The sequence below is a fragment of the Planococcus soli genome, from assembly GCF_016881065.1.
In the GTDB taxonomy this organism is placed as follows: Bacteria; Bacillota; Bacilli; order Bacillales_A; family Planococcaceae; genus Planococcus; species Planococcus soli.
This window is the reverse complement of record NZ_WXYN01000012.1, coordinates 179,167-202,301: the sequence shown is the minus strand read 5'-3', so window position 1 is coordinate 202,301 and position 23,135 is coordinate 179,167. Positions and strand designations below refer to the sequence as shown.

Genomic DNA, 23,135 nt, shown 5'->3' with positions numbered 1-23,135 from the left:
CTGTAACAAGATAACAAAGTTTAGCGGGCATGCTATATAAACCTGTGCTCTTTCTTTTTTTTCATAGCGGGTGTATTTGATAGTGGTAAGGAAATACAGTTACAAACCGTTGCCGCTTCCCTTGCTATGTTAAGTCTAGTAGCTCCGGCTAATGCCGCTTCGTTGCTCCCGGAGTCGCCGTCTTTCAATCTTTCTTTAAAGGTAATTTAATACAGTGATGGTTAAATTAATTGATAGTTGACTTGCTGGTTTGAAAAGACTTTAGTGGGAAATTAATTTTATTATTAACATGCTACTTATAGGTTATGGAGCAAAACAGCTGAGACTCCCGCGGAGTAGCGAAGTGCCGAAATCCACTCGGGTGTTTAGCACGAGTTAGTTCGGCGCAAGCCCGCAGGAAAGCGAAGTTGTTTTGCGGAATAACCAGATAAGATATAGAAACAATAAAAAGTCCTTCTATTGACATCACCCAAAGCTTTTTCTATAATTCAAATTAGACTGATAGACAAATACATTGATGGAGACAGTATAAAATCGCATCCGGACAGAAACAGGGCCCCAGGCTGAAAGGCCCCGACGAGATCTGATTTTAGAAAGCTACTCCGGAGTGCAGCTAATCCCTGCCGTTGAACCGCGTTAAGGTGTTCGAGAGACACGGAGCTTCATGGTCCGTGTAACTAGGGTGGTACCGCGAAATAAAGCCTTCGTCCCTTTTTTGGGATGAGGGCTTTTTATTATGCAGAGGAGGAAAAACAGATGAAGAATTTGAAAGCTGAAGACATCAGACAATTATATCTTGACTTCTTTAAAGAGAAAGGCCATGACCAGGAGCCAAGTGCGCCGCTTGTGCCTTTCGAAGACCCGTCTCTTTTATGGATCAACAGCGGCGTGGCAACTTTGAAAAAATACTTTGACGGCCGTGTTATTCCTGAAAACCCGCGGATCGTCAATGCACAAAAATCAATCCGGACAAACGATATTGAAAATGTCGGCAAGACAGCTCGCCATCATACATTCTTTGAAATGCTCGGAAACTTCTCCATCGGTGAATATTTTAAGACCGAAGCGATTCACTGGGCATGGGAATTCCTGACTGAAGACAAGTGGATCGGCTTTGATCCCGAAAAATTATCGGTAACGATCCACCCGGAAGACGAAGAAGCTTATGGCATCTGGTTGAACGAAGTCGGTGTACCGGCTGAACGGATCATCCGCCTTGAAGGAAATTTCTGGGACATCGGTGAAGGCCCAAGCGGACCAAACTCAGAGATTTTTTATGACCGCGGTGAAAGCTACGGCAATGACTTGAGCGATCCGGAACTATACCCGGGCGGCGAAAATGACCGCTACCTGGAAATTTGGAATTTGGTCTTTTCACAGTTCAACCACAATCCGGACCATACCTACACGCCGCTTCCAAAACAGAACATCGATACAGGCATGGGCTTGGAGCGTATGGCTTCTGTCGTACAGGACGTACCCACCAATTACGATACTGACCTATTCGTTCCAATCATCCGGAAAACCGAAGAGATTTCCGGCAAAAAATACGGTGAGAATGCCGATATGGACATGGCTTTCAAAGTAATCGCTGACCATATCCGCACCGTGGCGTTCGCAATTGGAGACGGAGCGCTTCCATCGAATGAAGGCCGCGGATACGTTCTGCGCCGCTTGCTGCGCCGGGCTGTCCGCTACGCGAAAAAACTGGGCGTCGAGAAACCGTTCTTGTTCGAATTGGTTCCGGTTGTCGGCGATATCATGAAAAACTTCTATCCGGAAGTGAACGACAAGCAGGACTTTATTATCCGTGTCATGAAACTTGAAGAAGAACGTTTCCATGAAACGCTTCATGATGGCCTGGCAATTTTATCGTCGGTTGTGGAAAAGCAAAAAGCGGCTGGACATTCGGAAATTCCGGGTGAAGATGCATTCCGCTTGTATGATACGTACGGCTTCCCCGTGGAGCTGACTGAGGAATACGCGGAAGAAGAAGGCATGGCGATCGACCATCAAGGATTTGAAGCAGCCATGCAAGCGCAGCGTGACCGTGCAAGAAAAGCTCGCCAAAACGTCAATTCGATGCAGACCCAGTCTGAAGTGCTGGGCAGCATCAAAGAAGCCAGCGAATTTATCGGCTATAGCCAAACGGTATCGGATGCCGAGGTCCTGTTTATCATTAAAGACGGTGAATTGGCAGAAAGCGCACACGAAGGCGAAGAAGTTCAAGTCATCTTGAATCAAACGCCATTCTATGCAGAAAGCGGCGGGCAGATTGCCGACCGCGGAACATTGAGCAACGATTTTGTGCAAGCAGCAGTATTGGACGTCAAGAAAGCGCCAAATGGCCAGAACCTGCATTCTGTTCGCGTAGAAACAGGCGAATTGACGAAATCGGCTGTCCATGCCCAAGTGGATGCGTCCGAACGCCGACACACCGTGAAAAACCATACTGCGACGCATTTGCTTCACCAAGCGCTTAAAGATGTACTTGGTACACACGTCAACCAGGCTGGATCTTATGTAGGTCCAGACCGTCTCCGTTTCGACTTCTCGCATTTCGGTCAGGTGACTAAAGAGGAACTTGAGACGATTGAAAAAATTGTCAATGAAAAAGTCTGGGACGGCATTGCAGTCCAAACCGGCTACCATAATCTGCAGGAAGCAAAAGAGATGGGCGCAATGGCATTGTTTGGCGAGAAATACGGCGATGTTGTCCGTGTGGTTGAAATCGGGGGCTACTCGCTCGAGTTGTGCGGCGGGGTCCACGTTGCCAATACTTCTGAAATCGGCTTGTTCAAAATCGTTTCAGAAGGCGGAATTGGCGCCGGCATCCGCAGAATTGAAGCGGTGACTGGCAAAGGCGCATACAGCACCTTAAAAGACAGCGAACAAATTTTAGAGCAGGCTTCAAGTCTTCTGAAATCGTCGCCAAAAGATATGGTTCAGAAAGTGCAGTCTGTCCAGGCTGAAATGAAATCGCTGCAGCGTGAAAACGAATCGCTGCTTGCGAAAATTTCCAATGCACAATCTGCCGGCATTTTGGATAGTGCACAAAAAGTTGGGGACATTACGGTTCTGTCTGTAAAAGTGGAAGCAAAAGACAACAACCAGCTGCGCCAGATGATGGATGATTTGAAAACGAAGATCGACAAGGCAGTCATCGTTCTCGGCGCAACAGACGGTGAAAAAGTCATGCTGGCTGCAGGAGTCACGAAAGATTTGGCCGGAGGCAGCTACCATGCCGGACAAATCGTCAAACACGTTGCAGAGCTATGCGGCGGAAAAGGCGGCGGCCGTCCGGACATGGCGATGGCGGGAGCAAAAGATGCCGGTAAACTGGAATCAGCACTCGAATCGGTATACAGCTTAGTGAAATAGGTTTAATAAATCTGAGCTATCGGTTATAATGAAAAATAGACAGCGGAAACGATTATTGCTATTTAAAATCCGAAAGCGAGGTGCTTGTCGTGAGTTCATTTGATCGTACTATGAAATTCGATTCCTCTGATGAGTCGATGGAGCAGGAAGTGAAGCAAGTGATGCTTCAAGTTCATGCTGCACTTGAAGAAAAAGGCTATAACCCGATCAATCAGATTGTCGGATATTTATTATCAGGTGATCCGGCTTATATTCCTCGCCACCAGGATGCGCGTAACATGATTCGCAAACTAGAGCGCGATGAAATTCTGGAAGAGCTTGTAAAGTTTTATATCAAGAAGAATAACGAGGAATAATGATGCGCATAATGGGACTTGACGTCGGTTCGAAAACTATCGGAGTCGCAATCAGCGATCCGATGGGCTGGACAGCCCAAGGAATTGAAACCGTCAAAATAAATGAAGCGATCGAAGAATTTGGAATGGTTCGCCTTGGCGAACTGATCAAGCAATACGAAGTGACCGAAGCGGTTGTGGGCTACCCGAAAAACATGAACAACTCAATCGGGCCGCGCGCTGAAGCATCTGAAAGATTTGCAGCTTTGCTGAAAGAAGCGTATAGTATACCGGTGGTCCTATGGGATGAACGGCTTACAACCTCGGCAGCAGAGAAAATGCTGATCTCTGCAGATGTCAGCCGCAAAAACCGCAAAAAAGTGATCGACAAGATGGCAGCAATCATGATTTTGCAGGGCTATCTTGATTTTAAAAAATAATGAGGTGATGCAAATGGAACACGGACAAGAGCACATTACAGTCGTTGATGAAAACGGCAACGAACAATTATTTGAAGTATTGTTTACATTTGAATCAGCTGACTTCGGAAAATCATACGTCTTGTATTTCCCGGTAGGCGCTGAAGAAGATGAAGAAGGCGAGATCGAAATTCATGCATCTTCCTTTACTGAAAATGCAGACTCAGATGAAACAGCAGGCGGCGGAGAGCTTCGCCCGGTTGAAACTGATGCAGAATGGGACATGATCGAAGAAATGCTGAACACGTTCCTTGACGAAGAAGAAGAAAACGAAGAACTATAAAAATGGGAGGACGGAATTGATTGCTGATTCCGTCTTTTTCTTTTGTGCGATTTTCTTGTATACTGATAGAAGTTGAACATTTTTGTCCAACTTCTGTAATGCAGAAAAGCTAGGGGGGGCACCCGTGGAGAAACCGTCGAAAAAGGATATTATGTTTGAACGAATGACAGAAAAGAAGAAGGAAGTGAGAGTCGTCCGACGCATCGTACTAATAGTCGCGCTGATTCTGTTGATCATCATTGGAATCGCTGGCTTTCAAACTTATAATTACATCACCAACGCACTGGAGCCGGTTGATCCGGACTCAGAAGAAATCATTACGGTTGAAGTGCCGATCGGTTCGAGCCTGGACAGCATCGCAGCGCAGCTTGAAGAAAATGGCGTCATTGAAGATGCACGCATCTACAAATATTACGTGAAATTCAATAACGAATCCGAATTTCAAGCAGGCACTTATGACTTGCTGCCATCTATGACTCTGGATGAAATTACGGAAAGCCTGAAAACCGGGAAAGTATACCGGGAGCCGCTCTTTACGATTAATGTTCCGGAAGGACTGACAGTAGAGGAAATTGCCGAAAATGTCATTGCGGAAAAAACTTCGTTCACAGCTGAAGAGTTTTTGGAGAAAATCCAGGATCCGGCCTATCTGGATGAGTTGATGGTCCAATACCCTGATTTATTGACCGAGGAAATACTGGGTGAAAATGTCCGCTATGCACTCGAAGGGTACCTGTTCCCTGCCACTTATCCGATTTACGAAGAAGATCCATCTTTGGAATTGCTGATCGAGCAGATGCTTGATACAACCCAGACTAATGTTATGCAGTACCAGACCGTGCTTGAGGAGACTGGCGAGTCGCCGCACTGGCTGTTGACATTCGCTTCCTTGCTGGAAGAAGAAGCGACAGCGCAATCGGATCGCCAGACCATTGCCAGCGTCTTTTATAACCGCATAGAAGACGATATGCCGCTGCAGACGGACCCGACAGTCATCTACGCAATGGGCGAGCATAAGGACCGCTTATTCAACACAGATTACGAATTTGAACATCCATACAGTACCTATCAAAATAAAGGGCTGCCGCCTGGACCTATTGCCAATGCCGGAGGGTCTTCAATCGAAGCAGTGCTCGACCCAGCTGAAACGGACTATTTCTACTTCCTGGCTGATTCGACCGGTGTCAACCATTTTGCTAAAACCTACGAAGAACATTTGACCAACCGCGATGAATATATAGGAAATTAAAACGATCGAGAAGGAAGCACCTCGCTTTCCTTCTCTTTTTATGGTAAAATTTGAAGTAATTTTTGCTGAACCGAAAAGGAGCATTCCAGTATGGCGAACGACCAATTATCAGCAACACTCGGAGCGATTCAGGCTTATGCCGCTTTGGAACATGTACCGATTATGGAAGATCAGGGCATCCGTGAATTAGTGGGGCTGCTAAAAATTCAGCAGCCTAAACAAATTCTGGAAATCGGTGCAGCCATAGGTTTTTCAGCAATCAAAATTGCTGAAGCTTTGCCGGCAAGCGAGCTCGATACTGTTGAACGCGATGAAACCAGATACCAGAAAGCGGTTGAATTTATCGCTCAATCAGGATTCGGCGGTCGGATTCGCATTTTCCATGCAGATGCGCTGGAGCTTTCGCTGTCTGTCCTGAAAAAACAGTATGATGCGATTTTTATCGATGCAGCAAAAGGACAATATGAACGATTTTTCGACAAGTACGAAGAGCTTTTGGCAACGGGCGGAATCATATATTGTGATAATATGGCCATGCATGGGCTTTCGGATATGCCGTTATCGGAAGTGCCGAGAAGAAAGCGGACGATGATCCGCAATTTGGCAGCTTTTAAGGAGCATATGCTCAATCATCCTCTATATGACACGGAATTATTGTCATCAGGAGACGGCATCATGATCTGCAGAAAAAAATGAAAACACCAAAAAGAGGTTTGCAGGGAGCTAAATAACATGTCTAAAAAACGGCCGGTCGTTATTGGGATCGCAGGGGGTTCGGGCTCGGGGAAAACGAGTGTAACGAATTCCATTTATGAAGTGTTTAAAGAAAACTCAGTGGTGGTTATTGAGCAGGATTATTACTATAAGGACCAAAGCCATTTGGCCTTTGAAGAGCGCCTGGAAACAAACTATGACCATCCACTGGCATTTGATACGGATCTGCTGATTGAACATATCAACAGTTTGCTCGAGCGGCAGCCGATTGAAAAACCGGTTTATAATTATGCTGTACATACGCGTGCAGATGAAACAGTGCTGATTGAACCAAAAGATGTTATCATTCTGGAGGGAATATTGGTGCTTGAAGATGTGCGTTTGCGCGAATTGATGGACATCAAATTATTCGTCGATACTGATGGCGATCTGCGCATCATACGCCGCTTGCTGCGCGACATCAACGAACGGGGACGTACCATCGATTCTGTTATCGAACAATACTTGACAGTGGTGCGTCCGATGCACAATCAATTTATTGAGCCAACAAAACGCTATGCGGACGTCATCATCCCCGAAGGCGGACAAAACGAAGTGGCAATCGACTTGATGGTTACAAAAATCAAAACAATTCTTGAATAGATTGGCAGATTATAATATGATGAGACAAGACTGACGGGTGCAGGCATCCAGGTCAGCAGTTGAAGGAGTGGGAACAATGGCTAACGAAAAACAATTTCCAATGACAGCTGCAGGTAAGCAGAAGTTAGAGGATGAACTGGACTTTCTGAAAACAATCAAACGCAAAGAAGTGGTTGAACGAATTAAAATCGCACGTGATTTTGGTGATTTATCTGAGAACGCTGAGTATGACTCTGCAAAAGAAGATCAGGCTTTTGTAGAAGGCCGCATCTCAACACTTGAATCGATGATCCGCAACGCGGTTATCATAAATGAAAATGAGTCAAACAAAGATATCGTTCGTTTAGGAACGACGGTTACATTCATAGAAGTTCCAAATGGCGATAAAGAATCTTACACAATCGTAGGATCAGCGGAAGCGGATCCGTTAGAGGGCCGTATTTCAAACGATTCTCCGATTGCGAAAAGCATGATTGGCCGCACAATTGGCGAAAACGTCAAAGTGCTGACACCAGGCGGAGAAATGGAAATCAAGATTCTTTCAATTACGTGATCAAGCGGCCATTCTGTTATAAGGATGGCCGTTTTTCATTAATTCGACTCCAAATGAAACGAAAATATCGCTGAAACGTCAAATTTGTCATACTGGATTTATGGTAAACTATTGAGAAAGGGGGACATCCAATGTCTAACGAAGAAAAACAGTATCCCTCTCGTTTGAAGAAAAAGAAAAATCGATCAAATTCCATTTTGAATATCATGATTGGCTTGGTATTTGCATTGATCCTCATTATCGGGGTATCCATGTTGTTTAGTGGAGGGGACGATCAGTCTCAAGATCCTGAGGCAGTAACGATTTCACCTGAAACAGAAGACCAAACGAGCGGTTCTGAAGACAGTGAAGGCGAAAGCGCAGACACTGAAGAACAACCAGAAGAAGATGCAGAAGCATCTGATGAAGAAAAAGCAGCGGCAGAAAAAGCTGAAGAAGAAAAAGCCGAAAAAGAAGCTGAAGAAGCTAAAAAAGCTGAAGAAGAAAAAGAAGGATCCGTTACAAAAGGCGGGACTATCACACGTGAAGATTCAAGCGATCCAATCGTGGAAGAAACCGTAATCAATACAAGCTGGGAGCCGGTCGGCACGAAGCAAAAAGGTGACCACGTCTCAGTTTACCAGAAGGATTCTGTAGATTGGAACGAAAAAGTCAATGCTGTTTCCTATGCAACAGGCCTTGATGCCAATGATATGTATGTCATGATGATCAAAAATGGCGGCGGTCCGCAGAAATCGATTGCGACAGTGCAGTCTAAAGACGAATCCGAAAAATACCGTGTCCACATGGAATGGGTAGACGGCGAAGGCTGGAAGCCAGTGAAGATGGACGTATTAAAAACACTGGAAGGCGCCTATTAACAAAGGCGTCTTTTTCTTTGATATAAACTGAAGCTGCATAAGCTAATTGACTATGGAATGAGGAATGGAAAAATGAAAATCGGTGTAATTGGTGCAATGGAAGAAGAAGTTCAATTATTGAGAAGCAGACTGGAAAATCCCCAGACTGAAGAAATAGCCAAATGTGAGTTCACGATAGGTACATACGAAGGACAGGAAATCGTCTTGCTGAAAAGCGGCATCGGCAAAGTCAATGCCGCAATGTCAACAACGATTCTTTTGCAGCAATACAAGCCGGATATCGTCATTAACATCGGCTCAGCTGGTGGGTTTGATGAAGAACTTGAAGTAGGGGCAGTGGTAATTTCAGACGAAGTGCGCCACCATGATGTGGATGTTACGGTCTTTGGCTATGAAATGGGCCAAGTTCCTCAGTTGCCGGCAGCATTTACTTCCAATCAGGAATTGATCGAACTGGCAGTCAAAGCGGTAAAAGAAATGGGCCAGCATGATTATGCGGTCGGCTTGATCGCAACGGGCGATTCGTTTATGAATGACCCGGAGCGCGTAGCTAAAGTACGGGAATATTTTCCAGCGATGAAAGCGGCTGAAATGGAAGCGGCAGCGGTAGCACAGGTTTGCTATCAATTTGACGTGGCATTCGTAGTAATCCGTGCTTTGTCTGACATTGCAGGCAAAGAGTCTTCGGTGTCATTCGATGAGTTTTTGCCTGTGGCAGCCAAGCATTCGACAGAGATCGTCTTTAATGTCATCAGCCAGCTGGCTGCACGCATTTAACCGGCAGAAGGCAAAAAAAATAGCTGAGGACGTTTTCTCAACGTCACTCAGCTTTTTATTACACTTTTTTCAAGGTGAATGTACTGACCATCAATAACGAACAAACAACGAACAGGAACATGTAGACGACCGGCGAAAGGATCGGCAGTCCGAAATAAGATAAAGTGATGATGGTGCCGGCTGCGGTAATCGGCAAACCGGTAAAATATCCCGTAGCATCTGAGATGTTAAACCGTGCCAACCGGAATCCTCCACACGAAATATATAGAACGGTGAAGACCATGCCGATAAAGCCGAAGTCGGATAAGACAAGCTGGTAAATTAAAATTGCAGGTGCAACACCAAAAGATAATATGTCACTCATCGAATCGAGCTGCTTTCCTAAATCAGATTCCTGATTAAACTTTCTTGCCACCATACCGTCAAAGCGGTCTAGAAAAGCCGCAATAAATATAAATAGCACGCTATAGCTATAAGATCCATTTAAAGTGGCCATGAGAGAAGCCCCGCCAAACAGCATATTGCCGATTGTAATGGTATTGGCGGTCTGTGACCTCAGCTTTTTTATGGTGTGATCCATTCTTTCTGTTATTAACAATGGAAAACACTCCTTCTTTTTTGTAAACTTGTTCACTCTATTATACTGTGAAAGGTAAAAAAATGGTAGACTATTTTAGCGACGGAGGCTTCTCTATGAAAAAATACATGTACCAGCGATCAATCGAACTGACAAACGGAGCTGTCACTTCGAACTTGATTAGACAGTTTGCTCAATCCAAAAACAGCCGCAGGTTTATACCCGGCTATATTAAAGCCTATCAGATTTCAGTGGAGGAAGTCGAAAAACCAGTGGGTGCTTTTCCGACTCTTCATGACTTTTTTGTCCGAAAATTGTCCAAATCCAGCCGGCCAGTAGCAAATGCGCCGGTCGTTTCCCCTGTAGACGGAAAAATTGAAATTGCTGGGGACCTCCAGCAAGGTACCCGGTTTCTGGTGAAAAGCCAGTCCTATTCATTAAAGGACCTGTTGGGTGACGAGGCATTGGCCGAACGATACCAGGATGGCAAATATGCGGTGCTGTATTTATCGCCAGCCGACTATCACCGTATCCACAGTCCCGCAGACGGCAAAGTGAGTAAGCAGTATGTTCTTGGAAAAAAATCATATCCGGTCAATGCGGCTGGACTGCGATATGGCAAAGCACCGATCAGCGGCAATTACCGTATGATTACCGAACTGGAAACGGCATTCGGCAGGATGCTGGTAGTCAAAGTCGGTGCAATGTTCGTAAATTCCATCCAGCTGACAAACACCGGAAGCGAGTGGGAAAAAGGGGACGAAGTGGGCTATTTCAGTTTCGGCTCCACGGTTGTTCTGTTTTTTGAGAAGAATTCCATCAAATTTGTCGAAGATATGTCCGCTGGCCAGCGGATCAAGGTGGGAGAAGCGTTAGGAAATATGATATAATCAAAAGCATTAAGTTCGGAAAACAGGAGTGGGTTGCATTGTATCAAAATTTTATACCAAGCCAATATGTAAAAGAAGTTTTTGACATTAAGCCGGAAACATTGATTGAAAAAAATATTAAGGGAATCATTACAGATTTGGACAATACACTAGTGGAATGGGATCGTCCGGATGCGACACCGAAGCTGGTAGAATGGCTGAAATCAATGAAAGATGCCGGCATCCAGGTAGTGATCGTTTCCAACAATAAGGAATTGCGCGTCAAATCATTCGCGGATCCTTTAGGAATACCATTTATCCACCAGGCCCGTAAACCGATGGGACGTGCTTTCCGCAAAGCGCTTCGTATCATGGAAGCCAAACGTGAACAGGTTGTCGTGATCGGCGATCAGATGCTGACGGATATTTTCGGCGGCAATCTGAATAAAATGCATACAATTCTGGTTCTGCCGGTAGCCCAATCAGATGGCTTTTTTACACGCTTTAACCGGAGAGTCGAGCGCAGAATCATGAAGAGATTGAAAGACAAAGGACAATTGATGTGGGAGGAAGAAAATTGAGTGAAATGCCAACTTGCATCGGATGCGGTGTACAGATTCAAACCCAAAACAAAGAAGAGGTAGGATACGCTCCGCCGTCTTCATTGGAAAAAGAGGAAATTATTTGCCAACGCTGTTTCCGCCTGAAAAATTACAATGAACTTCAACCGGTTTCTTTAACGGACGATGATTTTCTTCGTATTTTAAACGGTCTGGGAGAACGCGATGGTCTGATAGTGAAAATTGTCGATATTTTTGACTTTAACGGCAGCTGGCTTCCGGGCCTTCACCGCTTTGTCGGAAACAATGATATCCTGCTGATTGCCAACAAGGCGGATCTGCTGCCAAAATCGGTCAAACAGCATAAATTGATCCACTGGATGAAACAGGAAGCCCGTAAACTGGGATTGCAGCCGATTGATATTTTGACGGTCAGTGCGCATAAAGGAACTGGAATTGCAGAAGCCATGGAAGCGATAGAAAAATACCGCAAAGGCAAGGATGTCTACGTGGTCGGCTGTACGAATGTCGGAAAATCCACGTTTATCAACCGCGTCATCAAACAGGCGACCGGGCAAGCAGATGTAATCACGACATCACATTTTCCAGGAACAACTTTGGATATGATTGAAATTCCATTGGACGACAAACGTTCGTTGTTTGATACGCCAGGCATCATCAACCATCACCAATTGGCACACCATCTTCAGACGGCAGATTTAAAGCAAATCATGCCCAAAAAAGAAATCAAGCCACGGGTCTTCCAATTGAATGCGGAGCAAACGCTATTTATTGGCGGTTTGGCGCGCTTTGACTTTATTCAAGGAGAACGCTCTTCCTTTACTGTCCATATTGCCAACGATCTGCCAATCCACCGGACTAAACTGGACAACGCGGATGCCTTGTATGAGCAGCATTTGGGTGATATGCTGGCACCGCCTTCAGCGGAGTATAAAGGGGACTTTCCAGAGTTGGTCCGCCATGAGTTCAGTGTCAAGGATGCAAAAACCGACATCGTCTTTTCCGGGCTCGGCTGGATTACCATTCAGCACGGCAATGCTGTCATTGCCGCCCATGCACCTAAAGGTGTAGAAGTAATATTGCGCCCATCGCTGATTTAGGAGGTTTTTAGATGAAGAAGTGGTACGCGGTGATCGGTGACCCGATCGCTCATTCCTTATCCCCATTTATGCATGATACATGGTTTGAGGAGCATGGGATTGATGCTGCTTATATTCCTATTCATGTGGAACCGTCTCAGCTTGAAAAATCATTTGAAGCCATGAAAACTTTAAGTATCAGCGGCTTTAATATAACTTTACCGCATAAGCAATCGATAGTTCCGTTTCTCCATAAGCTAGAGGAAAGCGCCATGCAGATGAATACTGTGAATACTGTCCATTATGATGGCAAAAAATTCGTCGGCTCAAATACGGATGGTGATGGTTTTGTTCAGTCAATGCTTGTTCATCAAGTTGATAAAACCAAAAAAGTCTTGCTGATCGGAGCGGGCGGTGCTGCAAGAGGAATTGCTTTAGCGTTAAAACGTGCTGGCTTCACGGATATCACGGTCACCAACCGGACATTCCGCCGGGCAGAGGAACTGGCTGCCGAAATTGGCGGTTCTTCTGTTACGCTTACAGAATCAGAAGAACGGCTGGCTGAATTTGGGGTTCTTATTCAAACCACTTCAGTCGGATTGGCGACGGGTGAAGCATTGCCCATATCTTTGGACCGTGTGCAGGCTGGAACTATAGCCGCGGATATCATCTACAATCCATTGGAAACACCTTTCTTAAAGAAGGCCGAAGAAAAAAATTGCGTTACATTAAACGGTGTCGGCATGTTCGTCTATCAAGGTGCAATTGCATTTGAAAAATGGACGGGCATACAGCCGGATACAGAAAAAATGATTCAATTAATCACAGAAAAACTAGGAGGCACTTATGTTAACAACTAAACAAAAAAGCTTTTTGAGAAGCGAAGCGCATCATCTTGATCCAATTTTCCAGGTAGGCAAAGGCGGTGTCAACGAAGCCATGCTCGTGCAGATCAAAGAAGCATTGGAAAAACGTGAACTGGTAAAAATCAGCATTCTTCAAAACAATGAAGATGGCAAAGATGAAGTGGCAAAAGCTCTTGCTAAAGGCACAAAATCTCAATTGGTCCAATTGATTGGCCATACAGTGATCCTTTATAAGCAGTCGGTCAATAACAAAAAGATCGAGTTACCGGTTAAAAGATGAAAAAAGTAGGGATATTGGGCGGAACTTTCAATCCGCCTCATCTCGGCCATTTGATTATGGCCAATGAAGCGTACCATTCAGCCCGATTGGACGAAGTGCGCTTCATGCCTAATTTTATTGCACCCCATAAGGAAGTGGAAGGGGCCAGTGCGCAGCAGAGATTGACGATGACCCAACTGGCGATTTCAGGCCATCCCCATTTTAGAGTGGAAGATTTTGAAATCAAAAGCGGCGGAGTATCTTATTCATTCGATACGCTGACAAGACTGATTGAGCAGGAACCTGACACGGAATTCTTTTTCATCATCGGGGGGGATATGGTGGAAGGTTTGCCCACATGGTATCGTATTGATGACCTGGTGGAGGTCATTCGCTTTATCGGAGTCAAGCGTCCGGGGTATAATGTAGAGACGCCTTACCCGGTCATGATGATTGATTCGCCTGAATTGCTGCTGTCGTCGACGATGTTGAGGGAACGTGCCGCAACCGATCGGCCCCTCACTTTTTTGGTGCCGGAAAAAGTGGAAGCTTTTATTCGAAAGGAGCGTTTATATGGATCACAGCCGTATGCTTGAAGCCGTTAAAGAACGTCTTCCTGAAAATCGCTTTAATCATGTGCTTGGCGTGGTGGATACAGCCATTGAATTGGCCAAGGAATTTGATATTCCCGAGTCCAAGGCAAAAACTGCTGCAATATTGCACGATGTGGCGAAATTTTCAGATCGGGACTGGATGAAATCCATTATTGTTTCTGAAAAGCTGGATCCATTATTGCTCGAATACCATGCGGAACTTTGGCATGCACCAGTAGGCGCTTATTTAGCGAAAACTGAATTCGGCGTGGAAGATGAAGATGTCCTAAACGCCATTCGCTACCATACGACGGGCCGCGAGGATATGTCCGATTTGGAAAAAGTGGTCTATATCGCCGACCTGATTGAACCAAACCGCAAGTTTACAGGTGTTGAAGAATTGCGACAATTAAAAGAACAGGGATTGGATGTTATGATGGAAGCCTCGGTCAAACATTCCATCGAATTTTTAGTATCGAAAAATCAACCGGTATTTCCGGATTCACTGAAGTGCTACAACTACTTCGTGCAACAGAAAGGGAAAGTGAAAGAATGACTAAAGAAACTTTACTACAAGTAGCGTATAACGCTGCAGAAGATAAAAAAGCAGAAGACATCGTTGTGTTGAATATGGAGGGGATTTCGCTGTTGGCTGACTTTTTCGTTATCTGCACAGGAAACTCCGATCGCCAGGTTCAATCGATCGCAAAAGAAATCATGGACAAAGCCCATGAAGAAGGCCATGAAGTGAAAAGTGTTGAAGGATTTGATTCGGCACGCTGGATTCTTGTCGATCTTGGCGATGTAGTGGCACACGTTTTCCATAAAGATGAACGCTCATACTACAATCTTGAACGCCTGTGGAGAGAAGCTCCGCAAATGGAAATATGAAATACGGAAAATTTGCCGCAGTCTATGATGGACTGATGGAGGATATTCCTTACGAAAAGTATGTGGAGTGGGTCGCTTCCGGCGTCCCGTCCGGCAAATTGCTGGATGTGGCGTGCGGAACCGGCACATTATCACAGCTTTTTGCTGAAATGGGCTATGACGTGACTGCCAGTGATTTGTCGGAAGACATGCTGACGGTTGCCAATCAGCGTTTCCAGGAAGCAAACCAAACGATTCCGGTGCTCCAATTGTCCATGGACAACCTGGAGGGGCTGGAAGGGTTTGATATTGTCACGATTGCAATCGATTCGTTGAATTATTTGCAGAGCGGACAGCAGGTCCAGCAGACGTTCAAAGAAGTCCATAACGCATTAAATTCAGGCGGCCATTTTTTCTTTGATGTGCATTCTGTTTTTAAAGTGGATGTGGTCTACATGGCCAGTCCGTTTGTCTATGATGCGGAAGAAATCGCTTATATTTGGCATACCGAGCCAGGTGAAGCGGAACACAGCGTAATTCATGACATGACGTTTTTCGTTCGCCACAATGAGTTGTTTGAGCGTTTTGAAGAAACCCATGAGCAGCAGACCTTCCCAGTCGGCGTTTACACGAAATGGCTGGAAGCCGCCGGATTTTCGGTGGAGTCTATTACCGCAGATTTTTCGGATCAGGCTCCTGATGATGAAAGCGAACGCATTTTCTTTCATGCCAGAAAAAAATAAGATCGGCCCAAACCATCTGCATCTTGCAGGTGGTTTTTATCTATTCAAAAAAGAATAGACATACACATTCTCATTGTTATATAATTCTAACAGCTTCCATTTAATTGTCTCCTGAAGAAACGAGGAATGCCACCTGAAACTTTCCGATCTTCAGAACAAACCCGCATGGCTGCTGATCCCCGCTGCTGCCATTGTGCTGCTATTGATTTACTTCTTCTTTCCACAAGAGGAGCCGAAAACAGCTCCTGCTGCTTCGCTCGAATTGATCAACGCTGAATCCCCTCAGCAGACAAAAACCCCTGAAACCGAAAATCCCGAAATTGCTGCAACATTGATGATTGATATAAAAGGCCAAGTGGCAAATCCGGGTGTCTACGAACTTCCGGCAGGATCCCGCATGCAGGCTGCCATAGATGCTGCGGGCGGATTTACGCCTGAAGCAGACAGCCGTGCCATCAATTTAGCGCTGATTGTCGTGGATGAAACGAGTCTTTATGTCCCCGCAGCAGGTGAAGAAGCCGTTGTGCCTGCAACAGCACAGGCTGCTTCAGCGGGCGGCAGCAGCGTCATCAACATCAACACGGCAACGGAAGCCCAATTAATGGAACTGCCGGGCATTGGTCCGTCGAAAGCCGCTGCGATCCTTGCGTACAGAGACGAAGCTGGAAAGTTTAAGACGCCAGAAGAACTGACGGAAGTCACCGGAATTGGCGACAAAACTTTTGAACAATTAAAAGATCTAATCACTGCTAAATAAAGAGAGTAAAACAAAAGACGGTTGACGAAACCGTTGCCTCTGCTACACTTATTTTAACTACACTAGCAGGAGGCAATTAAATGAAGCGAATAACTTGGGACCAATTCTTCATGGCGCAAAGCCATTTACTGGCACTTAGAAGCACATGTACGCGTCTCGCTGTCGGAGCGACCATTGTACGCGACCGAAGAATCATGGCGGGCGGCTACAACGGATCGATTTCAGGAGGCGACCATTGCATTGATAAAGGCTGCTACGTAGTCGATGGACATTGTGTCCGGACAATCCATGCAGAGATGAATGCGCTGCTGCAATGTGCAAAATATGGCGTCAGCGTCAATGGAGCCGATATGTATGTCAGTCATTTCCCATGCCTCCAATGTACAAAATCAATCATTCAGTCAGGCATTTCGCGTCTTTATTATGCTACCGACTATAAAAACCATGAGTATGCCATCGAGCTATTGGAACAGGCAGGGGTAGAAGTGGTGCAAGTGGTCTTCGATGAGCGGAAAATCGACTTTTTGAGCGTTGAAAAGTCGGCTCTTTACATCGAACTATTGGAGAAGTTGCGGGAAAAAGGCGGAAGTGAAGAAGAATTGGCCCATTATAACGAACGGGTGAACCAATTATTCGGAGAAATCGAAGTGTAACAGCCAATATTTTTTTATACCTGGCAGCGGCAACAGCCCTTGCCACATATGCAGCGCATGAAACAGCGGTTCAACTCGTGTTCATGGCGCTGCTTTTTTGTTGGATGGGCTGGAAAAGAGAAAGCATGTCGCTGGTAATCGGCATTTTTTTATTTGCCTGTGCTGTATTCCTAATTCAGGATTTTCGAAGCCAAGATGATTTTGACTATTCCCAGCCTTATTCAGGAAATCTGACATTTCGGGCGGGCGCAGTAATCGACGGCGACAGCCTGAGAGGATTTGCATCCTTAGCAGATGGAACGGTCGTTTATGCCCGGTACCGTGTGAATTCAGAAGATGAAAAGCTTACGATGGAAAGCCTGGTGGATCAATCGGTATTTCAAGTTTCAGGTATTTTTGAAGCACCATCTCCGCCTTCGCACCGATATGCATTTGATATGGCTGACTACCTGAAACAAAATGGGGCCGCTTCGTTATTGGCGGTACAGTCGATTCACACAGCCAAGGCAAATGATACTTGGACCAATCGGCTGTTAGGCAGAAGGGATGCAGTAAAGCATCATATACGGGACCATTTTCCTGAAAGTCTTGCGGCAGAAGCGGAAGCTTTGCTGATTGGAGAGCGGGAAAATATGGATCCTGAAGATCAGCGTGTGCATCAAACACTTGGCATTTCTCATTTATTTGCCATCTCCGGATTGCATGTTGGGATTGCATCGGGTTTGCTGTATGTTATTCTCATCCGTCTCCATGTCCGAAAAGAGACTGCAATTATCATATTGCTCATTGTGCTGCCGCTTTACGCGGTCATAGCTGGCGGCGCGCCATCTGTTTGGCGGGCAGTCAGTATGGTATCTGTCGTATTGGCAGGAAGGCTGTTTGGTTTTCGGTTACCTATTGCAATTATTATGTTAACTAGCATGATCGCCTTCATGCTGTGGAATCCTTACGCAATGTACAAAATTGGCTTTCAGTTGTCCTACGGTGCGACATTTGGCATTATTTACTCACTAAAGTTTCTAGGGGACATTCAATCTTCTGTGAAAACAGGATTTATCATTACCTTTATTTCGCAGATGACATTATATCCTTTGCTGCTGTTTCACTTTTATGAGTTGTCGCTGTCGGCGTTTGTAGTCAACAGCCTGTTTGTCCCTTTGTTCACGTTGCTGATCCTTCCAGCCAATTTTCTGTTGCTGTTGCTGACAGCGCTTTTTCAGCCGGCTGCAGACTTGGTGTTTTATTTTTATAAGCCTTTGCGTGAAGGGATCGACCAGTTTATGGTTTGGCTGGCGGGATTGCCCTATCAGCTGTGGAATCCGGGAAAACCAGAATTTTTTATGGTAGTGCTGCTGACAGCCAGTGTCTATTTGTTTTATTGTGCAGCTGAGCGGAAATTCCGTGTGCGGCAGCTGCTGATTATCTTAGTGCCGGCCATATTGTTCACAGCATGGCCTTATCTCGATCCGCGCTTGAAGGTAACATTCCTGGATGTGGGACAAGGAGACAGCGCACTGATCGAACTGCCTCACAGAAGAGCTGTTTACTTGATTGACAGCGGTGGGGTGCTGCGATTTGATACGGAAGCTTTTAAAGAGAAGAAACGGCCATACGAAATCGGCCGGCAAGTTGTGGCACCCTATTTAAAAGGCAGCGGCATTTCAACTATCGATACTTTTATCATTTCCCATCCGGATGCGGACCATGCCGAAGGGGCTGAAGAAATTTTTGGACTTTTTGCAGTCGATGAGCTTCATCTGACACCGGGTTCTGCATCAAATGCATTAATGATCGACCTCGCCCCGGACGCAGCAGAAGCCCAAGTGGTTTTTCCAGGTGGAGGATCGAACTGGACTGTTGGAGAAACGCAGTTTGCATATCTGTCTCCAGTGGATGGCGAATACGAGGGCAATAATGACTCGCTGGTATTGCTGATGAAAACTGGAGATTATCGTGTTTTATTCACGGGTGACCTGGAGGCGGATGGTGAGAAAGAGCTGCTTGCGTCTTATGGCAGGGAACTTTCGGGGCTGACGGTGCTGAAAGTGGGGCATCATGGCAGCAAGACATCCAGCAGCGAGGAATTTTTAGCTGCGCTCAAGCCGGGACTGTCGATTTTCTCAACGGGTGCAGACAATCGCTACGGCCATCCGAGTACGGAAGTGGTGGAACGCTTCGCTGAAATGAAACTCAAGACACTGAATACTGCAGAAAATGGCACCATCCGACTGCTTTATGATGATGGAGAGCTGGAGCTGGAGACGATGAGGTGACAAATTATAATTAGACAACAAAAAAAGGTTCCGGTCATGAGACCAGGAACCTTTTTTGATTTAATTACCGTGCTGCGAATTGTACAACTCCAGCGATAATGAAGATAAGGGCGAAAAATCCAAAGGATACGACAAAGCCCATACCTGCGTCAATTGCATCGTTACGCTTGGACTGTACATTCTGTTCAAATTCATTCATTGAAATCCCTCCTAATTCCTTCTAATTATAAGCGAAGACGACTTAAAAATCTAGATTGAAGTAAACTTAAAGAGGCGAAATAATGCGTCGACACATAACTGTCAAATACACAAAGCGGTAAAAATCCGATATAGTAGAGAAAGGGGAGGCTGATACGATGATTACTTCCGTGTGGAAATCCATACGCAGCGGACAAATAGACCCTGTTTATCTCATTGTAGGAACAGAAAGCTATTTTATTGAAAAAACTTTGGATTTATTAAAAGATAAATTGACGGCCGGCGGCGAATTGGAGCTGACTTTTTTTGATTTGGACGAAGTGCCTGTTGAGCACGTCATCGACGAAGCGGATACCATTCCATTTTTCAGTGACCGCAAGCTGATCATTGCGCGGAATGCGTCGTTTCTGAAAGCGGCAGAGCGCGGCAAAGAAAAAATCAACCATGATCTGAAGGCATTGGAATCCTGGCTGGAACATCCACCGGGAAGTTCTGTCACAATTTTCGTAGCGCCTTATGAAAAACTGGATGAACGCAAAAAAGTGACCAAGCTGATAAAGCAGCACGCCGTATTGGTGGAAGCTAAATCATTGCAGACAAACGATCTGGAAAGCTGGCTGATGCACGAAGCGAAAAGTTTTGGCAAAGGCATCGACCTGAAAGCGGCGCAAAAGCTGATGGAGATGGCCGGCACCAACTTGACGCTGTTGTCGTCGGAAATCGAGAAGATGTCCTTGTACTTGGGATCTACAGATGAAGACATCACAGTGGAGCTTGTAGAAAGGATGACTGCCCGGACACTCGAACAAGACGCTTTCAAGATGCTGCAATCATACCTCGATGGGAACATCAGCGGAGCGCTCAGCGTCTATTACGACCTGTTGCGCCAAAAAGAGGAGCCGGTAGCACTGACGGCATTATTGGCATCGCAAATCCGTTTCATGATCCAGGTGTATTATCTGCAGAAAAAAGGCTATCACGCACAGCAAATTTCCAAACAATTAAAGGCACATCCATACCGAGTCAAACTATTGGTCGAAAAGCGCCAGCAGATTTCCGAAAAACGGCTGCTGCAGGTGCTTGGCGATTTGGCCGAAATCGACTTGCAGCTGAAAACACTCAGCGGCAACCGCGACCGCATCCTGGAATTTTTCCTGATGAAGCGCGGCGGGCAAGCTCAGCGCTAAAAAGTACAAAAAAAAGCCGGCTCCCTTTAGGGGAACCGGCTTTTTAGATGTTTTACGCTTGTTTCATCAAGCGAGCTTTTTTACGAGCTGCAGTGTTTTTATGGATCAAGCCTTTAGAAGCCGCTTTTTCCACTTGTTTAATCGCCGCTTTTACAGTATCGCTAGCGTTATCGTCTTTGTTAGTCAAAGCTGTTTCAGCTTTCTTAATAGAAGAACGCATTGCTGATTTTACATGTGAGTTTTGAGCGTTTTTAGTGTCGTTCGTGCGCACACGTTTGATTGCAGATTTAATGTTTGGCATATCTTTCACCTCCTAGACAAGTAAGAAAGAGAAGAAATCATTTCAACTCTTTAATGTCTCTATACAACAACAGTTATTTTATCAAATCGGGGGAAGGAATGCAATAGATACATGCAAAGAAGTTTCACTTGACAGTTAAATGATTTCAGGAGCTTTCATTGCTCAATGGGTGCTGTACTGCTATAATTCATAGTAGTTTATATAGGAGTGAAGAGAATGAATAATGAGGAAAGATTATCCCGGCAAAGCAAAATCCGCAACTTCTCGATTATTGCGCATATTGACCACGGCAAGTCTACGCTTGCAGACCGAATTTTAGAAATGACGGAAGCACTGACTTCCCGAGAAATGAAAGCACAGTCACTGGATTCCATGGATCTTGAACGGGAACGTGGCATTACCATTAAATTAAATGCCGTCCAGCTTAATTATAAAGCGAAAGACGGAGAAATTTATATTATGCATTTGATCGACACACCGGGACATGTCGACTTTACTTACGAGGTATCACGAAGCCTTGCAGCTTGTGAAGGCGCTGTACTCGTTGTCGATGCAGCTCAGGGAATTGAAGCGCAGACATTAGCGAATGTTTATTTGGCTTTGGATAACGATCTGGAAATCCTTCCGGTCATCAATAAAATCGATTTGCCCGCAGCTGACCCGGAACGCGTCCGCCAGGAAATTGAAGAAGTGATCGGATTGGATGCCTCTGAAGCCGTTTTGGCATCAGCAAAAGCAGGAATCGGCATTGAAGACATTCTGGAACAGATTGTCGAAAAAGTTCCTGCACCAACCGGTGACCCAGGTGCACCGTTAAAAGCGTTGATTTTTGATTCTCTTTACGATCCTTACCGCGGCATTGTCGCTTATATCCGAATTGTCGAAGGAACCGTGAAACCCGGGGACCGCATCAAAATGATGGCTTCCGGAAAAGAGTTTGAAGTAATTGAAGCGGGTGTTTTCACCCCTCATGCCATTTTGCGCGACGAATTGACGGTCGGCGATGTTGGCTTTTTGACCGCAGCCATTAAAAATGTCGGCGATTCAACAGTCGGCGATACCATTACGCTGGCTAACAATCCAGCAACAGAAGCACTGCCTGGCTACCGCCGCTTAAACCCGATGGTCTATTGCGGTCTGTACCCGATTGATACTTCAAAATACAACGATTTGCGCGATGCACTGGAAAAACTGGAATTGAACGATGCCGCACTTCAATTTGAACCGGAATCTTCACAGGCACTTGGCTTTGGCTACCGCTGCGGTTTCCTGGGCCTTCTGCATATGGAAATTATCCAGGAACGCATTGAGCGTGAATTCAGCATTGATTTGATCACGACGGCGCCAAGTGTAATTTACGACGTCCACATGACGGACGGGGAAGTTCTTAAAATCGATAACCCTGCCATGATGCCGGATGCCCAAAAGATCCAAATGGTTGAAGAGCCTTACGTTAAGGCCACCGTTATGGTGCCGAATGATTACGTCGGTGCAGTTATGGAAATCTGCCAGAAAAAACGCGGAAATTTCATGACGATGGATTACGTCGATGACAGCCGAGTCAGCATTATTTATGAGCTGCCGCTTGCTGAAATCGTCTATGATTTCTTTGACCAGTTAAAGTCGGGCACGAAAGGCTACGCTTCATTCGATTACGAGCTGATCGGCTACAAAGAATCCAAGCTTGTGAAGATGGATATTCTTTTGAACACTGAGCAAGTAGATGCATTGAGCTTTATCGTTCACCGTGATTTTGCTTATGAACGCGGCAAAGTTATTGTTGATAAACTAAAGAACCTGATTCCGCGCCAGCAGTTTGAAGTGCCGATCCAAGCTGCTATCGGCCAGAAGATCGTTGCGCGCCAAACCATCAGTGCTATGCGCAAAAACGTACTTGCCAAATGTTACGGAGGAGATATTTCCCGTAAACGGAAACTTCTCGACAAGCAAAAAGAAGGCAAGAAACGCATGAAGCAAGTTGGATCTGTTGAAGTGCCACAAGAAGCATTCATGGCGATCCTGAAAATGGACGACCAATCAAAATAAACGAAAAAAG

Annotated in this window: 27 protein-coding genes and 1 other annotated feature; of the genes, 24 read left to right on the top strand and 3 right to left on the bottom strand. The window is 45.5% G+C overall.

What is annotated here, in order from left to right:
• The first annotated feature begins 505 nt into the window (after positions 1-505).
• Positions 506-715, top strand: a binding site (T-box leader).
• Between the two features lie 41 nt (positions 716-756).
• The 10 genes from alaS to mtnN all read left to right on the top strand — a co-directional run bounded on the left by alaS (position 757) and on the right by mtnN (position 9,273).
• Positions 757-3,381 carry an alanine--tRNA ligase gene (alaS, locus tag GJB59_RS06510; protein WP_142827755.1) on the top strand — a complete coding sequence of 875 codons (2,625 nt, stop codon included), beginning with the start codon at positions 757-759 and terminating at the stop codon, positions 3,379-3,381.
• Positions 3,382-3,470: 89 nt separating this feature from the next.
• Positions 3,471-3,737 carry an IreB family regulatory phosphoprotein gene (locus GJB59_RS06505; protein ID WP_142827756.1) on the top strand — a complete coding sequence of 89 codons (267 nt, stop codon included), beginning with the start codon at positions 3,471-3,473 and terminating at the stop codon, positions 3,735-3,737.
• A 2-nt stretch (positions 3,738-3,739) separates the two neighbouring features.
• Positions 3,740-4,156, top strand: coding sequence for a Holliday junction resolvase RuvX (gene ruvX, locus GJB59_RS06500; RefSeq protein ID WP_142827757.1), 417 nt, complete (start codon positions 3,740-3,742; stop codon positions 4,154-4,156).
• Positions 4,157-4,169: 13 nt separating this feature from the next.
• Positions 4,170-4,478 (top strand): DUF1292 domain-containing protein, encoded by a 309-nt coding sequence (locus tag GJB59_RS06495; protein WP_142827758.1) that lies wholly within the window; start codon positions 4,170-4,172, stop codon positions 4,476-4,478.
• A gap of 124 nt (positions 4,479-4,602) precedes the next feature.
• Entirely contained in the window at positions 4,603-5,727 is a 1,125-nt protein-coding gene (mltG, locus tag GJB59_RS06490) for an endolytic transglycosylase MltG (protein WP_142827759.1), read from the top strand.
• Between the two features lie 90 nt (positions 5,728-5,817).
• Positions 5,818-6,423: an O-methyltransferase gene (locus GJB59_RS06485; protein ID WP_142827760.1), complete on the top strand. Its 606-nt coding sequence runs from the start codon at positions 5,818-5,820 to the stop codon at positions 6,421-6,423.
• A gap of 36 nt (positions 6,424-6,459) precedes the next feature.
• Positions 6,460-7,083 (top strand): uridine kinase, encoded by a 624-nt coding sequence (gene udk, locus GJB59_RS06480; protein WP_142827761.1) that lies wholly within the window; start codon positions 6,460-6,462, stop codon positions 7,081-7,083.
• Positions 7,084-7,159: 76 nt separating this feature from the next.
• Positions 7,160-7,636, top strand: a complete 477-nt coding sequence (gene greA / locus GJB59_RS06475; RefSeq protein ID WP_142827762.1) for a transcription elongation factor GreA — start codon at positions 7,160-7,162, stop codon at positions 7,634-7,636.
• Positions 7,637-7,767: 131 nt separating this feature from the next.
• Positions 7,768-8,496, top strand: a complete 729-nt coding sequence (locus GJB59_RS06470) for a DUF1510 family protein (protein WP_142827763.1) — start codon at positions 7,768-7,770, stop codon at positions 8,494-8,496.
• 72 nt (positions 8,497-8,568) lie between these two features.
• Positions 8,569-9,273, top strand: a complete 705-nt coding sequence (mtnN, locus tag GJB59_RS06465; protein WP_142827764.1) for a 5'-methylthioadenosine/S-adenosylhomocysteine nucleosidase — start codon at positions 8,569-8,571, stop codon at positions 9,271-9,273.
• 58 nt (positions 9,274-9,331) lie between these two features.
• Here mtnN and pssA read toward each other — a convergent pair whose 3' ends face one another.
• On the bottom strand, positions 9,332-9,871 hold the full coding sequence (gene pssA / locus GJB59_RS06460; protein WP_142827765.1) for a CDP-diacylglycerol--serine O-phosphatidyltransferase: 540 nt from the start codon (positions 9,869-9,871) through the stop codon (positions 9,332-9,334).
• A gap of 95 nt (positions 9,872-9,966) precedes the next feature.
• On the opposite strand from pssA, the gene GJB59_RS06455 reads away from it, so the two are divergent.
• The 12 genes from GJB59_RS06455 to GJB59_RS06400 all read left to right on the top strand — a co-directional run bounded on the left by GJB59_RS06455 (position 9,967) and on the right by GJB59_RS06400 (position 19,393).
• Entirely contained in the window at positions 9,967-10,740 is a 774-nt protein-coding gene (locus GJB59_RS06455) for a phosphatidylserine decarboxylase (RefSeq protein WP_142827766.1), read from the top strand.
• Positions 10,741-10,778: 38 nt separating this feature from the next.
• Complete coding sequence (locus GJB59_RS06450) at positions 10,779-11,300, top strand: YqeG family HAD IIIA-type phosphatase (protein WP_142827767.1); 522 nt, start codon at positions 10,779-10,781, stop codon at positions 11,298-11,300.
• Positions 11,297-12,400, top strand: a complete 1,104-nt coding sequence (gene yqeH, locus GJB59_RS06445) for a ribosome biogenesis GTPase YqeH (RefSeq protein ID WP_142827768.1) — start codon at positions 11,297-11,299, stop codon at positions 12,398-12,400. The genes GJB59_RS06450 and yqeH overlap by 4 nt, the downstream gene beginning before the upstream one ends.
• Before the next feature lie 11 nt (positions 12,401-12,411).
• Positions 12,412-13,239, top strand: coding sequence for a shikimate dehydrogenase (aroE, locus tag GJB59_RS06440; protein WP_142827769.1), 828 nt, complete (start codon positions 12,412-12,414; stop codon positions 13,237-13,239).
• Positions 13,226-13,525, top strand: coding sequence for a ribosome assembly RNA-binding protein YhbY (gene yhbY, locus GJB59_RS06435; protein ID WP_142827770.1), 300 nt, complete (start codon positions 13,226-13,228; stop codon positions 13,523-13,525). Before aroE ends, yhbY begins: the two co-directional genes overlap by 14 nt.
• Complete coding sequence (locus tag GJB59_RS06430; protein WP_142827771.1) at positions 13,522-14,100, top strand: nicotinate-nucleotide adenylyltransferase; 579 nt, start codon at positions 13,522-13,524, stop codon at positions 14,098-14,100. Before yhbY ends, GJB59_RS06430 begins: the two co-directional genes overlap by 4 nt.
• Positions 14,078-14,653, top strand: a complete 576-nt coding sequence (yqeK, locus tag GJB59_RS06425) for a bis(5'-nucleosyl)-tetraphosphatase (symmetrical) YqeK (RefSeq protein ID WP_142827772.1) — start codon at positions 14,078-14,080, stop codon at positions 14,651-14,653. Before GJB59_RS06430 ends, yqeK begins: the two co-directional genes overlap by 23 nt.
• Positions 14,650-14,988, top strand: a complete 339-nt coding sequence (gene rsfS, locus GJB59_RS06420) for a ribosome silencing factor (protein WP_142827773.1) — start codon at positions 14,650-14,652, stop codon at positions 14,986-14,988. Before yqeK ends, rsfS begins: the two co-directional genes overlap by 4 nt.
• Positions 14,985-15,710: a class I SAM-dependent DNA methyltransferase gene (locus tag GJB59_RS06415; protein ID WP_142827774.1), complete on the top strand. Its 726-nt coding sequence runs from the start codon at positions 14,985-14,987 to the stop codon at positions 15,708-15,710. The genes rsfS and GJB59_RS06415 overlap by 4 nt, the downstream gene beginning before the upstream one ends.
• Before the next feature lie 193 nt (positions 15,711-15,903).
• Positions 15,904-16,467 (top strand): ComEA family DNA-binding protein, encoded by a 564-nt coding sequence (locus GJB59_RS06410; RefSeq protein ID WP_244946835.1) that lies wholly within the window; start codon positions 15,904-15,906, stop codon positions 16,465-16,467.
• A gap of 80 nt (positions 16,468-16,547) precedes the next feature.
• A complete protein-coding gene (locus tag GJB59_RS06405) occupies positions 16,548-17,120 on the top strand; it encodes a ComE operon protein 2 (RefSeq protein WP_142827775.1) in 573 nt (190 codons plus the stop codon).
• A gap of 125 nt (positions 17,121-17,245) precedes the next feature.
• Positions 17,246-19,393, top strand: a complete 2,148-nt coding sequence (locus GJB59_RS06400) for a DNA internalization-related competence protein ComEC/Rec2 (RefSeq protein WP_236015457.1) — start codon at positions 17,246-17,248, stop codon at positions 19,391-19,393.
• 64 nt (positions 19,394-19,457) lie between these two features.
• On the opposite strand, the gene GJB59_RS06395 is transcribed toward GJB59_RS06400, so the two are convergent.
• Complete coding sequence (locus GJB59_RS06395; protein WP_006828710.1) at positions 19,458-19,592, bottom strand: YqzM family protein; 135 nt, start codon at positions 19,590-19,592, stop codon at positions 19,458-19,460.
• A 157-nt stretch (positions 19,593-19,749) separates the two neighbouring features.
• Between GJB59_RS06395 and holA the strand changes: the two genes are divergently transcribed.
• A complete protein-coding gene (gene holA, locus GJB59_RS06390; protein ID WP_142827777.1) occupies positions 19,750-20,778 on the top strand; it encodes a DNA polymerase III subunit delta in 1,029 nt (342 codons plus the stop codon).
• Between the two features lie 52 nt (positions 20,779-20,830).
• On the opposite strand, the gene rpsT is transcribed toward holA, so the two are convergent.
• The gene (gene rpsT / locus GJB59_RS06385; protein WP_006828708.1) at positions 20,831-21,079 is read right to left on the bottom strand and encodes a 30S ribosomal protein S20; all 249 of its coding nucleotides are present in this window, start codon (positions 21,077-21,079) and stop codon (positions 20,831-20,833) included.
• A 216-nt stretch (positions 21,080-21,295) separates the two neighbouring features.
• Between rpsT and lepA the strand changes: the two genes are divergently transcribed.
• The gene (gene lepA, locus GJB59_RS06380; protein ID WP_142827778.1) at positions 21,296-23,125 is read left to right on the top strand and encodes a translation elongation factor 4; all 1,830 of its coding nucleotides are present in this window, start codon (positions 21,296-21,298) and stop codon (positions 23,123-23,125) included.
• Positions 23,126-23,135: the final 10 nt, after the last annotated feature.